Below are 13409 nucleotides of genomic sequence, written 5' to 3' on the forward strand. Positions count from 1 at the left end.
CCCCGAACCATATGGCAGACGCCGCAATTCAGGACCTTTTCACGCTTTTTCAGGCTGGGCGGCATGCCGAAATGGCCGCGCGGGCGCGCAGCCTGCTCGCTGGGCGGCCGCAGGACGGCGAACTCTGGAAAGCCCTGTCCGTCGCCCAGCAGATGCTCGGCGAGGACGCGCTGCCAGCGTTGGAGCGCGCGATGACGCTGCGGCCGGCCGACGCTGAGCTGGCGGCCAATCTGGGCGCCCTGCTGGCGGGCCGAGGCCGCTGGGCCGAGGCGCGCAGGTCCTACGAACAGGCGCTTCGCCTGCAGCCGCGGCTGGCCGGCGCGCACAACAACCTGGGCAACGCCCTGCTGGCCCTGCAGGAGCCGGCCGAGGCGCTGGCTGCCTTCGACCGGGCGCTGGCCTTTCAGCCTGGGCTGGTGGCGGCATTGGGCAACCGCGGACGGGCGCTGCTGGCGCTCGGGCGTCATGTGGACGCCGCGCTGGCCTTCGAACAAGCCGTCGCTGCGCAGCCTCGCGATGCCGGCCTGCATGTGCATGCCGCAACGGCACTCGCCGCAGCCGGGCGCCCAGTCGATGCGATCACTCGGCTGCGCCAAGCCGTCGCCCTGGCGCCAGAACGCCCGGAGCCCTGGTTCATGCTCGGCAACCTGTTGAACGAGAGCGGGGCTGCTGACGCGGCAGCCCAAGCGTGGGAACGCGTGCTGGCCTTGGACGCCGGCCATGCGGAGGCGGCCTGCAACTTGGCGCTGCTGCAGCCATCGCGCGGCGAAGCCGTGCTGGGCGCGGCGCTCGCCATGGGGCTGACCGGTGAACGGCGCGCGGCCGTGCTGGGCAATCTGGGCGGGCTCCGGCTGCGGGACGGCCGCGTCATCGAGGCCGTTGCCGCCTATCGACAGGCCTTGGCCGAGACACCCTTGTCGCCGCAGGCGCTGAGCAATCTGGCGCAGGCGCTGAAGCGGCGGGGCGATCTCGAAGAGGCCGATGTCGTGCTGAGCCGCCTCATCGACACCGACCCGGCGCTGCTGACCGCGCGCAGTGACCGCCTGCTGTTGAGGGCCTATCGGCAAGCGCACGCCGAGGACGCGGGGCCGCTGAAGGATGAAGCGGGGCGCTTTGGGCAAGTGGTCCAGGCGCCGGCCGTCGTGCGACCCGCTCGTGCGCCGGGGCCGCTGCGCGTCGGCCTGGTGTCGGCCGACCTGCGCAGCCATCCGGTCGGTCGCCTGGCCGAGGCCTGGTTGCCGGCACTGGCGCAGCGTTGCGAACTGCATGTCTACGCCAGCCACCGCGCCGACGACGCGCTGACGCAGCGACTGCGCGCCGCCGCGCCGCGCTGGCAGGATGTGGCGGCTTGGGACGATGCGACGCTGGCATCGCGCATCGCCGCCGAGGGTGTCGACTTGCTGATCGACCTGAGCGGCCACACGGGCGGCCACCGGTTGGGTGCGTTTGCGCGCCGGCCGGCGCCGCGGCAGTTCAGCTGGCTGGGCTACGCCGGGAGCACGGGGTTGGCGGCGATGGACGGCTTCATCGGCGACCGCTGGCTGCTGCCGCCGAATGCCGAGGCTGGGTTCGTCGAGCGGCTGCTGCGTCTGCCAAACAGTTTCACGGTCTACGCGCCGCCGGCTGATGCGCCAGCGGTCACGCAGCGCGACGGCGAGCTGTGCTTTGGCAGCTTCAACGCGCTGCACAAGCTGGGTGACGAGGTGCTGGCGCTGTGGGCGCGGTTGCTGGATGCCGTGCCCCACAGCCGGCTGCTGCTGAAGGCGCCCGGCCTGCAGCACGAGGCCGAGCGCGCCGCGTTGATCGCCCGCTGGCCCGGAGACGCAGCGCGCTTGGTGCTGGAGGGTCCCGGGCCGCTGGCCGACTACCTGGCCGCCTTCGGCCGTGTCGACATCGCGCTCGACCCCTTCCCGCACGGTGGCGGCATGACGACGCTGGACGGCTTGTGGATGGGCGTGCCGGTTCTGACGCTGCCTGGGCCCGCGCCGATTTCGCGACAGGGCCTGAGCTTCATGCAGACCTTGGGCTTGGGACAGGGCTGGATCGCGACCGACGAGGCGGACTTCCTGCGGCTGGCGCAGGCCCGGTCACAGGATCGTGTGGGGCTCGCAGCGCTGCGCGCGGGCTTGCGTGAGCGCATGGCGACCAGCCCGCTCTGCGATGCTGATCGCCTCGCTGACGACCTGCTGGCAGCGATGACGGCATGATGCGGCGTCACCTCAACCGCATCGCCATGAAACCTCTACTGCTTGCCGTGAGCTTCGTTGCCGCCACGGCCCACGCCGACGACGGCGCCACGCCGCGTCGCCCGGATTTGCCGCTTTGGGAATTGGGTGTCGGCGCGGTCGGCGTCTCGCAACAGGCCTACCCCGGGTCCGACCAGCAGGCGCGGCGGGCGCTGGTGCTGCCCTACCTGATCTATCGCGGCAAGCTGCTGCGCGCCGACGGCAATGGCGCCGGGTTGCGCGCCGTGCGCACGGAGAGTTTCGAGCTGGACGTGTCATTCGGCGGGTCGCTGAGTTCTGGATCCGAGACGCTGCGCGCGCGCGAAGGCATGGCGCGGCTGGGTACGCTGCTGGAGGCCGGGCCGGTGGCGCGCTGGTTTCCTAACGGTCGCAGCGCCCGTGACCGCATCACCGTGGAGCTGCCGCTGCGAGCTGTCTTTGAGGCCCGCAACCCGGGCCGGCATCGCGGCTTCAGCTTCGAGCCGGAAGTCGGCATCCAGCGACGCACCGACTCGGGCCGGTGGGGTTATGGCGCCAGCGTGGGCGCGGTGCTCGGTGACCGGCGGTTGGGAGCGACGTTCTACGAGGTTGACGCGGGCGACGTGCGGCTGGACCGACCCGCCTTCGAGGCACGCGCCGGTCTGATCGCCTGGCGATTGGGCGCCAGCCTGAGCATGAATGCCACACCGGACCTCCGGCTCTATGCCTTTGGCCGCCTCGACAGCGTGGCCGACGCCGCCAACCGCGCCAGCCCACTGGTGCGGCAGACGACGGGCGCCAGCTACGGCATCGGCCTGGCCTATACGCTGAAGCGCTCGGCCACGCGCGCCAACGATTGAGCTTCAAGCGTCAATGGAAAAGGGGCTGCGCGAGCAGCCCCTTTTCGTTTGACACGACAGTCGCCAAGCGACCCGGTCGGTGCGGCAGTCGGCGTAGCGAGCAGGTGCTGGGCGGTGTGAAGCGCGGAACCGCACTCTCGTGCGGTGAGCACTGCAGCGCCGTCCAGCGCCTGCGCAGTAGCCGAATGCCGTACCGATTACATGTCCATACCGCCCATGCCACCCATGCCGCCCATGCCGCCAGGCATGCCGCCGCCAGCAGCTTCTTCCTTCGGCGACTCAGCCACCATGGCTTCGGTCGTCAACATCAGCGACGCGACGGAGGCAGCGTTCTGCAGGGCAGTGCGCGTCACCTTGGTCGGGTCCAGGATGCCCATTTCGATCATGTCGCCATAGGTGTCGTTGGCGGCGTTGAAGCCGTAGTTGCCCGAACCGGCCAGCACGGCGTTGACGACGACGGAGGCTTCGCCACCGGCGTTGTAGACGATCTCGCGCAGCGGCGCTTCGATGGCGCGCAGGACCAGCTTGATGCCGGCGTCTTGATCAGCGTTGTCGCCCTTGATGGCGCCAGCGGCTTGCTTGGCGCGCAGCAGCGCGACGCCGCCACCGGCCACGATGCCTTCTTCAACGGCTGCGCGCGTGGCGTGCAGCGCGTCTTCGACGCGGGCCTTCTTTTCCTTCATCTCGACTTCGGTGGCAGCGCCGACCTTGATGACGGCAACACCGCCGGCCAGCTTGGCCACGCGCTCTTGCAGCTTCTCGCGGTCGTAGTCGCTGGTGGCTTCCTCGATCTGGATGCGCACTTGCTTGACGCGCGCTTCGATGTCGGCAGCAGCACCGGCGCCGTCGATGATGGTGGTGTTTTCCTTGCCCACTTCGACGCGCTTGGCCTGGCCCAGGTCGGCCAGCGTGACCTTCTCGAGCGTCAGGCCGACTTCTTCGGCGATGACCTTGCCGCCCGTCAGGATGGCGATGTCTTCCAGCATGGCCTTGCGGCGGTCACCGAAGCCAGGCGCCTTGACGGCGACCACCTTCAGGATGCCGCGGATGGTGTTGACCACCAGCGTTGCCAGGGCTTCGCCTTCGACTTCTTCGGCAATGATCAGCAGCGGGCGGCCGGCCTTGGCCACTTGCTCCAGCGTGGGCAGCAGGTCGCGGATGTTCGAGATCTTCTTGTCGAACAGCAGGACGAAGGGGTTGTCCAGCAGCGCGGCTTGCTTCTCGGGGTTGTTGATGAAGTAGGGCGACAGGTAGCCGCGGTCGAACTGCATGCCTTCGACGACGTCCAGTTCGCTGTCCAGGCTCTTGCCGTCTTCAACGGTGATGACGCCTTCCTTGCCAACCTTGTCCATCGCCTCGGCAATGATGCGGCCGACTTCGGAGTCGCTGTTGGCCGAGATCGTGCCGACCTGCGCGATTTCCTTGGAGGTGGTGGTGGCCTTGGAGGCGGCCTTCAGCTGGGCGACCAGGGCGGTGACTGCCTTGTCGATGCCGCGCTTCAGGTCCATCGGGTTCATGCCGGCGGCCACGTACTTCATGCCTTCGCGGACGATGGCCTGGGCCAGGACCGTGGCGGTGGTGGTGCCGTCACCAGCGTTGTCAGACGTCTTGGAAGCGACTTCCTTGACCATCTGCGCGCCCATGTTCTGCAGCTTGTCCTTCAGCTCGATTTCCTTGGCCACGGACACACCGTCCTTGGTCACGGTCGGGGCGCCGAAGGAGCGCTCCAGCACGACATTGCGGCCCTTGGGGCCCAGGGTCACCTTGACCGCGTTGGCCAGGATGTTCACGCCTTCAACCATGCGGGCACGAGCCTCGCCGCCAAAGATCACGTCTTTTGCTGCCATTTGTATTCTCCAAATCTAGTGGGGTCAGAGTCGATGTGTCGACGTCCGAATCAGTGAGGAGAGAGCATCACCAGGTAGGTGACGGTCTGCCCTCGACGCATTACTTCTGAACGACGGCGAAGAGGTCTTCCTCGCGCATGACCAGCAGTTCGTCGCCGTCGACCTTGACGGTCTGGCCGGAGTACTTGCCGAACAGCACGCGGTCGCCAACGACGACGTTCAGCGCCACGAAGTCACCCTTGTCGTTGCGCTTGCCCGGGCCGACGGCCAGGACTTCACCCTGGTCGGGCTTCTCGGCGGCGTTGTCGGGGATGACGATGCCCGAGGCGGTCTTGGTTTCTTGCTCCAGACGGCGAACGATCACGCGATCGTGCAGGGGGCGCAGCTTCATGGAATCTCCTTCAAGGTTGTAACGCGGTGGTCGCAGCTTCTAGCTTCGACTTGCCGAAAGAACTGGGCTCGGAAATCCGCCCGATTCGTTAGCACTCACGATTGGTGAGTGCTAGCAGCAGAGGATTATAGGGATGAGATGTGGCGATTCAAGTCCTCTGATGCGGCCGACGACAACTGCGCGGCACAAAGAAAAACGACCGCCGCGGCGGTCGTTCTAGAAGTGAAGCGCTCTCAGCGCGTGGCGCGTTTGCGAGACCAGGCTAGGGCGCCCAAGGCGCTGATCGCCAGGGCCATGCTGGCCGGCTCGGGCAGTTCGCCGGAAGGGGCATCTCGCGTGACGAACCGCAAATCGTCCATCATCAGGCCCTGGTCGACACCAGTGACCATGATCGACTTGGCCACACCGCTGAACTTGATGCTGGTGGAGTACCAGTTGGGCTCGCAAAAGCTCAAAACGCCGGTGTCACAGGCGTCGCCGCTCAGTCCGTTCAACGACTGCAAGAGGTGGCCCTTGCCGTCTAGGGCGTCGAATACCTCGATTGTCACGTTGGATATCGACACAATGCCGTAGACAAACGAGAAGTCGACGATGTCTTTAGTGAAGTTGATCGTGAAGCTGGCATTGGTGCCTGGGGCGTCCAGCGGGTTGACGCCAAGTAGCAGCCCACCGCAACTGCCGGTGCGCGAGAAGGACGCAATGCCGGGGCAGCGGTTCTGGTTCGAACCAATCGACCATGCATCGCCGGTGAAAGTAACGCCTTGGGCGGCGTAGAAATTGCCGACCTTGCTGACGGAAGTTTCGTGCTCGAAATCGAGCGACACCACCCCCGCGACCGCCGGTTGCAGGGCTGCCGTCAAGGCGAGTGCCAGAATTTTGCTCGTCGCGCGCATGGCGTTCTCCGTCCAGGGTTTGTTTGAGTTGGGTTTGTGTGCCGGACTGTAAACAAGCGACCTCCTGTCCGGCCTGGCTGCGCCCCTTCAGTTGAGGGGGACGAGGCAACCTAGGGGCCGCGCTTAGGGGGGTGGGTTGGCGACGCTCGAAGAAGCCGCCCGGTGGGCCGTGATTGGCCATCGCTACACTGCCTCCGGTGGAAACCAAATGGCTTGAAGACTTCGTCAGCCTGGCCGAGACGCGCAGCTTTTCCCGCTCGGCTCAGCTGCGTCATGTGACCCAACCGGCGTTCTCGCGCCGCATCCAGGCGCTGGAGGCGTGGGCGGGGGTCGATCTCGTCGACCGCTCCTCATATCCGACACGGCTGACTGCGGCTGGCACCACGCTGCTGGCGCAGGCGGTCGACCTGCTCGGCAACTTGCAGGCGACGCGCAACATGTTGCGCAGCCACCAGGCGTCGGATCTCGACATGATCGAGTTTGCCGTGCCGCACTCGCTGGCCTTCAGCTTTTTTCCGCACTGGCTGATGGGCCTGCGCCGGGGCTTCGGCGCGATCAAGTGCCGGCTCAACGCGGCCAATGTGCATGACGCGATGCTGCAGCTCAGCGAGGGCAATTGCGACCTGCTGCTGGTTTATCACCACGCCAGCCAGCCGCTGCAACTGGACCCGGAGCGCTACCAGATGGCGTCGCTGGGTCATGAGACGCTGTCGCCCTACGCCAGGGCCGACGCGCAGGGCGAGCCGTTGTTTCGCCTGCCGGGCAGGCTGGGCCAGAAGATTCCCTTCCTGAGCTACGCAGCCGGCGCCTATCTCGGCCGCCTCGTTGAGCTGATCGTCAAGGAAGCCGATTGCGCGCTGAACCTGGATGCGATCTACGAAACCGACATGGCTGAAGGCTTGAAGGCGATGGCACTGGAGGGCCACGGGTTCGCCTTCTTGCCCGCCAGCTCGGTGCAGAAGGAACTGGTCAGCGGCCGTCTGGTGCCGGCTGCGGCACCTGGATCTTTCAGCGTCAGCATGGAGTTGCGCATCTACCGCGAGCGGCCCGAAATGTCGCGCCGCCAGAAGCCCGCGGCTCAAGCGCTGTGGGACTATCTTTCATCCGCGGCATGACCTCATCCCGCATGTGCATGCATCGTGTAAACCCGTATTCGGCCTGACCTTATGGCGTGGTCTGCTCACGGCTGTTACCGATATCCACTTCCTGTTGTTGGAGTCTCCATGAAGAAAGTTCTGCTCGTCGCAGCCCTGGTGGCCGGCGTGACCGCCGTGCATGCCCAAGACACCTTGAAGAAGATCAAGGACAGCGGCGTGATCACGATGGGTGTGCGCGAATCCTCCGGTCTTTCCTACACCATCGGCGATGGCAAGTTCGTCGGCTACCACATCGATGTCTGCGAGCGCGTCGTGGCCGACCTGCGCAAGCAGTTGGGCGGCAAGCTCGACATCAAGTACCAGCCGGTCACGTCAGCCAACCGCATCCCGCTGACCGTCAATGGCACGGTCGACCTGGAATGCGGCTCAACGACAAACAACGCGGCCCGCCAGAAGGATGTCGCCTTCGCCGTGACGACCTATGTCGAGGAAGTGCGCATCGCCGTGAAGGCGAACTCGGGCATCACCGGCATCAATCAGCTCAACGGCAAGACCATTGCCACGACGACGGGGACGACCTCGGTGCAGACGCTGCGCAAGCATGAGCGCGCTGCGAGCGTGGACTTCAAGGAGGTCTACGGCAAGGACCACGCCGACAGCTTCCTGCTGCTCGATTCGGGCCGCGCTGACGCGTTCGTCATGGACGGCTCCATCCTGGCCAAGAACATCGCCACGTCCAAGAACCCGGCGGACTTCAAGATCGTTGGCGAGGTGCTGGCCGTCGAGCCCATCGCCATCATGCTGCGCAAGGACGACCCCGCCTTCAAGAAGGCCGTGGACGACAGCATCAAGGCGCTGATCAAGGCGGGCGAGCTGGCCAAGATCTACGACAAGTGGTTCATGCAGCCGATCCCGCCGACCAACACCAAGATCGGCCTGCCGCTGTCCGCAGCGACCAAGGACGCCTGGGCCAACCCCAACGACAAGCCGGCAGAAGACTACGTCGCGAAGAAGTGATTCGCGCGTTGGTCTGAACGACCGCAAAGCGGGTGCCTGGCACCCGCTTTGCTTTAGGTAGAAGGCTCAAGGAGAAGCCATGAGTTGGGATTGGCAGGTGTTCTGCAAGAACACCCTGGATGGTGAGGTGATCGCCAGCTGCTTTGGCAGCGGCGGCGACATCACCTATCTGCAATGGATGTTGTCGGCCTGGGGCTGGACGCTGAGCGTCTCGCTGCTGGCCTTGGTGGTGGCGTTGTCGGTGGGGTCACTGATGGGCATCCTGCGGACGACGCCGAGCCGTGCGCTGGTGGCTATCGGCAATACCTGGACGGAGTTATTTCGCAACGTCCCGCTGCTGGTGCAGATCTTCCTCTGGTATCACGTGCTGCCCTCGCTGTTCCTCAGCCTGCGCGAGGTGCCGAGTTTTCTGCTGGTGGTGTTTGCGCTCGGCTTCTTCACGTCCGCCCGCATTGCCGAGCAGGTCAAGGCGGGCATCCAGAGCCTGCCCAAGGGCCAGCGTTATGCCGGCCTGGCCATGGGTCTGACGCTGCCGCAGACCTATCGTTATGTGCTGCTGCCGATGGCCTTCCGCATCGTCATCCCGCCGCTGACCAGCGAGAGCATGAACATCATCAAGAACTCGTCGGTCGCGTTCGCAGTGAGCATCGCCGAGCTGACCATGTTCTCCATCCAGGCTGGCGAGGAAACCTCGCGCAACATCGAGATCTATCTTGGCGTCACGGGCCTGTACTTCATCTCCGCGTTCACGATCAACCGGATCGCGCTCTTCATCGAAAACCGGGTGCGCGTGCCCGGCATGGTGGGGAGCAAGTGATGCTGCAACTTGACTTCGGTTTCCTGAGCTGGGGCGTCATTTCGAGCTTCGTCGCCAAGGGCTTCATCTTCTCGCTTCAGCTGACGCTGTTCGCCATGATCGGCGGCATCCTGATCGGCACGCTGCTGGCGCTGATGCGCCTGTCCGGCAAGCCCTGGCTGGTGATGCCGGCCGCAGCCTATGTCAACACGCTGCGGTCCATCCCGCTGGTGATGGTCATCCTGTGGTTCTTCCTGCTCATCCCGCTGATGACCGGCCGGCCCATGGGGGCGGAGCTGTCGGCGATGATCACCTTCACACTGTTCGAGGCGGCCTACTACTCCGAGATCATGCGGGCGGGCATCCAGAGCGTGCCCAAGGGCCAGGTCCACGCCGGCTACGCAGTCGGCATGGACTATCGCCAGACCATGCAGCTCGTCGTGCTGCCGCAGGCCTTCCGCAACATGCTGCCGGTGCTGTTGACGCAGACCATCATCCTGTTCCAGGACACGTCGCTGGTCTACGCCATTGGCGCCTACGACCTGCTGAAGGGCTTCGAGGTCGCCGGCAAGAACTTCAACCGGCCGGTCGAGACCTATCTGGTTGCTGCGGTCGTCTACTTCGTCATCTGCTTCGGCTTGTCCATGCTGGTCCGCCGCCTGCAGGCCAAGATCCAAATCATCCGTTGAGACCTTGAGCATCACGCCATGATCGACATCAAGAACGTTTCCAAGTGGTACGGCACCTTCCAGGTGCTGACCGATTGCACGACGACCATCCAGAAGGGCGAAGTGGTCGTCGTCTGCGGCCCGTCGGGCTCGGGCAAGTCGACGCTGATCAAGACGGTCAATGCGCTGGAGCCCTTCCAGAAAGGCGACATCGTCGTCGACGGCATTTCCATCTCGGACCCCAAGACCAACCTGCCCAAGCTGCGTGCGCGCGTCGGCATGGTGTTCCAGCATTTCGAGCTGTTTCCCCACCTGTCGGTGACCGAGAACCTGACGATCGCCCAGATCAAGGTGCTGGGCCGCTCGCAGGCCGACGCCAAGGTGCGCGGCCTGAAGATGCTGGACCGCGTCGGCCTGTCGGCGCACAAGGACAAGTTCCCCGGCCAGCTCTCCGGCGGCCAACAGCAGCGCGTGGCCATCGCGCGCGCGCTGTCGATGGACCCCATCGTCATGCTGTTCGACGAACCCACGTCAGCGCTTGACCCCGAAATGGTCGGTGAGGTGCTGGACGTGATGGTTCAGTTGGCCCACGAGGGCATGACCATGATGTGCGTGACGCACGAGATGGGTTTCGCCAAGAAGGTCAGCAACCGCGTCATCTTCATGGATGTCGGCAAGATCGTCGAAGACTGCAGCAGCGCCGACTTCTTCGGCAAGCCCGACGAGCGTTCGCCGCGCGCCAAGGACTTCCTCGCGAAGATCCTGCAGCACTGAACCGCCGCAGGAACGAAAACGGCGGCCGTCAGGCCGCCGTTTTCATTTCACACTTGGCGTCAGGGCTCGATGGCCGCGCCAACGACTGGTCCGCCCGCCACGGTGCCGATGCGCGTCGCCTTGCCCGAAGCCAGGTCAACCCGATACCAGACCGATTTGCCACCCGCCGTCACGGCGGAATACGCTGCATTGGACACGTCGGAAATGTCCAGCGTCGCGCGCTCGAAGGGGCCGATGCCTAGCGAGCCCACCGTGAACAAGCGGCCCGTATTGGGCGACACCGCCGGCTGCACACCTTCCTTGCTGCCCTGGTGCACCAGCACGCCTTGCCGGCCGTCGAGTGCGTAGTTGGTCGTGATTTTCTCGTTGTCCTTGTTGTAGGTGTAGCCGGCCGCAACCACGGCGGCCGCCTTGCTGGCACCCGCGTCCGCCGCATCGAAGACCAGCCGCCCGTCCATTTGCAGCCCTGGCAGGTTGGGGTCGGCGTCGACGATGGCGCCGGTGTCGGGGTGCAGGCGCATGTTGAAGCCGGCATCGTTGACGACGCGGATACGGTCCACCGCCGGGTTGAAGTCGAAGCCCCATTCGGTGGCACCGATGGGCAGACCCACGGGCGTGCCGACGGCGCTGGCCGCGCCGGTCTTGGTGTCGATGCGGTAGAGCTGCCCACTGGCGCCCAGGCCGAACAGCTGGCCCTTGGCGACGCGGTAGTCGATGCCCAGCAGCGTGTCGCCGCCAGCCAGCCCGGTCAGCGCCTTCGTGGACAGCGTCTTCTGTGGCTGGCCGGCGTTGAACTGGATCAGCTGGTTGGCCGCAGTCACCGCGTAGATCACCTCCTTGGCCGGCGGGCCAAGCGGCTCCATCGGTTCGGTGGCGCAGGCGGCGAGCAGGGCGGTGAGCGCTAACGCAAGGGCAGGGCGGGTCATGGCATCTCCGGAAATGGGACGAGCGGTTTATACGCGCCCGCCGCCACTCATGGATGCAATGCCCCCAAAGCGTTTCAGAGCTTGACCGGCCCCTCGATGGCCGCCGACCCCGACATGGCTGCCTTGGCCTGCTGCTGCCGCACGCGGTCCAGGTAGGTCTCCGAGCGCGCCAACTGCTCCTGGATCAGCTTGTTGTTGGTGCCCATCGTCTCGATGGCCTTGCTGCGGAAGTTGTCCATCGCGTCCATGGCCTGGAAGGTCTGGTCGAACATGGACTGGATCTGCTGGATGCCCAGCATCGGGTTGGCCGAGAACTCGGCCGTCGCGTCCACGTGCTGGTTCAGCGCGGTGCCGGTCTGGTTGATGAGGTCGCCGATGGTCGTGTTGACGCCTTGCAGCATCTTCATGACCTCGATCTGGTTGCCGGTGGCGCGCGCCACCGTCTGGGCCACTGCCAGCGCGCTCATGCCGGTGGTGGCGACGCGGTCGCAGCCGATCATCATTTCGCGGCCGGTCTTTTTCAGCACGTCCAGCGCCAGGTAGCCGTTCACGCAGACGGCCTGCTGGGTCTGGATGTCGGCCAGGTTCTGGCGCGCGTAGAACAGCACTTCCTGTTCCAGCGCCTTGGCCTTCATCGGGTCGCTGGCCTTGAGCTGCTGCACGCGCTCGTCCAGGCGCGTGTCCAGCGTGCGTGCGAAGCGGGCGGCGGCGGCCAAAGCCTGCATCGCCTCCCACAGCTTGCCGCGCGTGGATTCGATGTCGATGACGTCCTTCTGGATGTCGTCCTTGGCCGCGTAGAGCTGGGTCATGGCCGTCTGCAGCTGCGAACTGGCGGACTCGAATTTGCGGAAGTACGCCTCCAGCTTGTTGCCGAACGGGATCAGCCCCAGCAGCTTGCGCGGCTGCAGCAGGTCGCCTTCCTTGCCGGGGTTGAGCTCGTCGAGCTGGCCACGGATGGCGGCAATCGCCTTGTAGGCCGGCGTGTCCGTCGCGCCGACGAAGTTGCGCTGCATCAGGCTGCCCTGCATCAGGTTGGCCGCAAAGCTGATCTCCTGCCGGCCGAGCTGGAAGGCGCTGTCCAGCTTGGCCTTGAAGGGCTCGCTGTGCAGGTCTTCCTTTTCCAGCGCCTCGATGAAGCGGCGCACCTGCTCGTCCACCTTGGCGGTGACCTCGGCCTTCAGCGGCACCGCTTCGACGGCGGCGGCAGGTTGCACGGGCGTGATGACCTCGGGGGCGGTCAGCGTGAAGGTGGGGGTGGCGGTGGCGGTCGTGGTGTTCATGCGATGTCCTTGCTGCCGAACTTTTGCTTCAGGAATTCACTGTGGCGCAGGAAGGCCTGGGCGTCCTGCGAGGCGAGGTCGTCGCCGAGCTGCTCCACCTTCAGCTCCAGCTCGGCCAGCACGCCCTCGAAGGTGGTCTGCGCCGTCTTGCCATTGGCCAGCAGCTTGGTGGTGGCGAACTGCGCCGGGATGCTGAGGTAGGTGTTCAGCGCCTGCGGCAGATAGGTGATGGCGATGTGGCGCGCGTGGAAGGTCTCCTGCAGGCTGAGCTGGCCCTTGCTGCGCTCCCACTGGTTGAGCAGGCTTTCAAGCCGCTGGCAGAGCTGCTTGATGCGCTGCGCCAGCGGCGCCGGGATGCGCCCACCCGGGTTGTGCTCGGTCAGGCCGCGCACGCCGTTCAGCGCCCGGCCCATGGCCTCGCGGGCGTCGCCTTCGTCCTCGAACTTCAGCGCTTCCCAGGCGTCTTCCTGGGTGCTGGGCCAGCCCCACCACAGCGCGCCGGCCACCAGGCCGACCACGTAGCCGAGCGCCGCCAGGCCCAGGGCCCAGCCACCGAGAAAGCCCAGTGCCTTCAGCACCAGCACGCCCGTTGCGGTCAGCAGACCGGCCCAATTGGCCGGCGCGTTCAGCCATCGAAACAAGCCGCTCATTGCCGT

Annotated in this window: 13 protein-coding genes; 7 read left to right on the forward strand and 6 right to left on the reverse strand. The window is 65.7% G+C overall.

Translation table 11 applies throughout. The features are described from left to right. Positions 1 to 71: 71 nt before the first annotated feature. Both ASC81_RS26860 and ASC81_RS02610 read left to right on the forward strand, forming a co-directional pair. Positions 72 to 2207 carry a tetratricopeptide repeat protein gene (locus ASC81_RS26860; protein WP_056262329.1) on the forward strand — a complete coding sequence of 712 codons (2136 nt, stop codon included), beginning with the start codon at positions 72 to 74 and terminating at the stop codon, positions 2205 to 2207. 26 nt (positions 2208 to 2233) lie between these two features. Then, positions 2234 to 3064, forward strand: a complete 831-nt coding sequence (locus tag ASC81_RS02610) for a MipA/OmpV family protein (RefSeq protein WP_162245850.1) — start codon at positions 2234 to 2236, stop codon at positions 3062 to 3064. Positions 3065 to 3261: 197 nt separating this feature from the next. On the opposite strand, the gene groL is transcribed toward ASC81_RS02610, so the two are convergent. From groL to ASC81_RS02625, 3 genes are all read right to left on the reverse strand, one after another. Continuing rightward, positions 3262 to 4911 carry a chaperonin GroEL gene (gene groL, locus ASC81_RS02615; RefSeq protein ID WP_056262334.1) on the reverse strand — a complete coding sequence of 550 codons (1650 nt, stop codon included), beginning with the start codon at positions 4909 to 4911 and terminating at the stop codon, positions 3262 to 3264. Positions 4912 to 5011: 100 nt separating this feature from the next. Continuing rightward, the gene (locus tag ASC81_RS02620; protein WP_056262336.1) at positions 5012 to 5302 is read right to left on the reverse strand and encodes a co-chaperone GroES; all 291 of its coding nucleotides are present in this window, start codon (positions 5300 to 5302) and stop codon (positions 5012 to 5014) included. A 233-nt stretch (positions 5303 to 5535) separates the two neighbouring features. Next, a complete protein-coding gene (locus ASC81_RS02625; RefSeq protein ID WP_056262338.1) occupies positions 5536 to 6195 on the reverse strand; it encodes a hypothetical protein in 660 nt (219 codons plus the stop codon). A gap of 197 nt (positions 6196 to 6392) precedes the next feature. Here ASC81_RS02625 and ASC81_RS02630 point away from each other — a divergent pair, with 197 nt between their 5' ends. From ASC81_RS02630 to ASC81_RS02650, 5 genes are all read left to right on the forward strand, one after another. Further along, the gene (locus ASC81_RS02630) at positions 6393 to 7310 is read left to right on the forward strand and encodes a LysR substrate-binding domain-containing protein (RefSeq protein ID WP_056262341.1); all 918 of its coding nucleotides are present in this window, start codon (positions 6393 to 6395) and stop codon (positions 7308 to 7310) included. 108 nt (positions 7311 to 7418) lie between these two features. Next, a complete protein-coding gene (locus tag ASC81_RS02635; RefSeq protein WP_056262343.1) occupies positions 7419 to 8309 on the forward strand; it encodes an amino acid ABC transporter substrate-binding protein in 891 nt (296 codons plus the stop codon). A gap of 79 nt (positions 8310 to 8388) precedes the next feature. Beyond that, positions 8389 to 9126, forward strand: a complete 738-nt coding sequence (locus ASC81_RS02640; protein WP_056262346.1) for an amino acid ABC transporter permease — start codon at positions 8389 to 8391, stop codon at positions 9124 to 9126. Next, positions 9126 to 9794, forward strand: a complete 669-nt coding sequence (locus tag ASC81_RS02645; RefSeq protein WP_200946678.1) for an amino acid ABC transporter permease — start codon at positions 9126 to 9128, stop codon at positions 9792 to 9794. The genes ASC81_RS02640 and ASC81_RS02645 overlap by 1 nt, the downstream gene beginning before the upstream one ends. Before the next feature lie 18 nt (positions 9795 to 9812). Beyond that, positions 9813 to 10547 (forward strand): amino acid ABC transporter ATP-binding protein, encoded by a 735-nt coding sequence (locus tag ASC81_RS02650; protein ID WP_056262348.1) that lies wholly within the window; start codon positions 9813 to 9815, stop codon positions 10545 to 10547. A 59-nt stretch (positions 10548 to 10606) separates the two neighbouring features. On the opposite strand, the gene ASC81_RS02655 is transcribed toward ASC81_RS02650, so the two are convergent. The 3 genes from ASC81_RS02655 to ASC81_RS02665 all read right to left on the reverse strand — a co-directional run bounded on the left by ASC81_RS02655 (position 10607) and on the right by ASC81_RS02665 (position 13403). Then, the gene (locus ASC81_RS02655; RefSeq protein ID WP_056262351.1) at positions 10607 to 11473 is read right to left on the reverse strand and encodes a DUF4394 domain-containing protein; all 867 of its coding nucleotides are present in this window, start codon (positions 11471 to 11473) and stop codon (positions 10607 to 10609) included. A gap of 74 nt (positions 11474 to 11547) precedes the next feature. Continuing rightward, positions 11548 to 12753 (reverse strand): toxic anion resistance protein, encoded by a 1206-nt coding sequence (locus ASC81_RS02660; RefSeq protein WP_156391679.1) that lies wholly within the window; start codon positions 12751 to 12753, stop codon positions 11548 to 11550. Further along, positions 12750 to 13403, reverse strand: coding sequence for a hypothetical protein (locus tag ASC81_RS02665; RefSeq protein WP_056262354.1), 654 nt, complete (start codon positions 13401 to 13403; stop codon positions 12750 to 12752). The genes ASC81_RS02660 and ASC81_RS02665 overlap by 4 nt, the downstream gene beginning before the upstream one ends. Between the last annotated feature and the right edge of the window lie 6 nt (positions 13404 to 13409).

Origin of the sequence: Pelomonas sp. Root405 (assembly GCF_001425165.1) — a bacterium.
Classification (GTDB): Bacteria; Pseudomonadota; Gammaproteobacteria; order Burkholderiales; family Burkholderiaceae_C; genus Pelomonas.

Bases quoted from the DNA above. Each gene is read 5' to 3' on its own strand.
- ASC81_RS26860 (WP_056262329.1), top strand. From the start codon at position 72: ATGGCCGCGCGGGCGCGCAGCCTGCTCGCTGGGCGGCCGCAGGACGGC.
- ASC81_RS02610 (WP_162245850.1), top strand. From the start codon at position 2,234: ATGAAACCTCTACTGCTTGCCGTGAGCTTCGTTGCCGCCACGGCCCAC.
- groL (WP_056262334.1), bottom strand. From the start codon at position 4,911: ATGGCAGCAAAAGACGTGATCTTTGGCGGCGAGGCTCGTGCCCGCATG.
- ASC81_RS02620 (WP_056262336.1), bottom strand. From the start codon at position 5,302: ATGAAGCTGCGCCCCCTGCACGATCGCGTGATCGTTCGCCGTCTGGAG.
- ASC81_RS02625 (WP_056262338.1), bottom strand. From the start codon at position 6,195: ATGCGCGCGACGAGCAAAATTCTGGCACTCGCCTTGACGGCAGCCCTG.
- ASC81_RS02635 (WP_056262343.1), top strand. From the start codon at position 7,419: ATGAAGAAAGTTCTGCTCGTCGCAGCCCTGGTGGCCGGCGTGACCGCC.
- ASC81_RS02640 (WP_056262346.1), top strand. From the start codon at position 8,389: ATGAGTTGGGATTGGCAGGTGTTCTGCAAGAACACCCTGGATGGTGAG.
- ASC81_RS02645 (WP_200946678.1), top strand. From the start codon at position 9,126: ATGCTGCAACTTGACTTCGGTTTCCTGAGCTGGGGCGTCATTTCGAGC.
- ASC81_RS02650 (WP_056262348.1), top strand. From the start codon at position 9,813: ATGATCGACATCAAGAACGTTTCCAAGTGGTACGGCACCTTCCAGGTG.
- ASC81_RS02655 (WP_056262351.1), bottom strand. From the start codon at position 11,473: ATGACCCGCCCTGCCCTTGCGTTAGCGCTCACCGCCCTGCTCGCCGCC.
- ASC81_RS02660 (WP_156391679.1), bottom strand. From the start codon at position 12,753: ATGAACACCACGACCGCCACCGCCACCCCCACCTTCACGCTGACCGCC.
- ASC81_RS02665 (WP_056262354.1), bottom strand. From the start codon at position 13,403: ATGAGCGGCTTGTTTCGATGGCTGAACGCGCCGGCCAATTGGGCCGGT.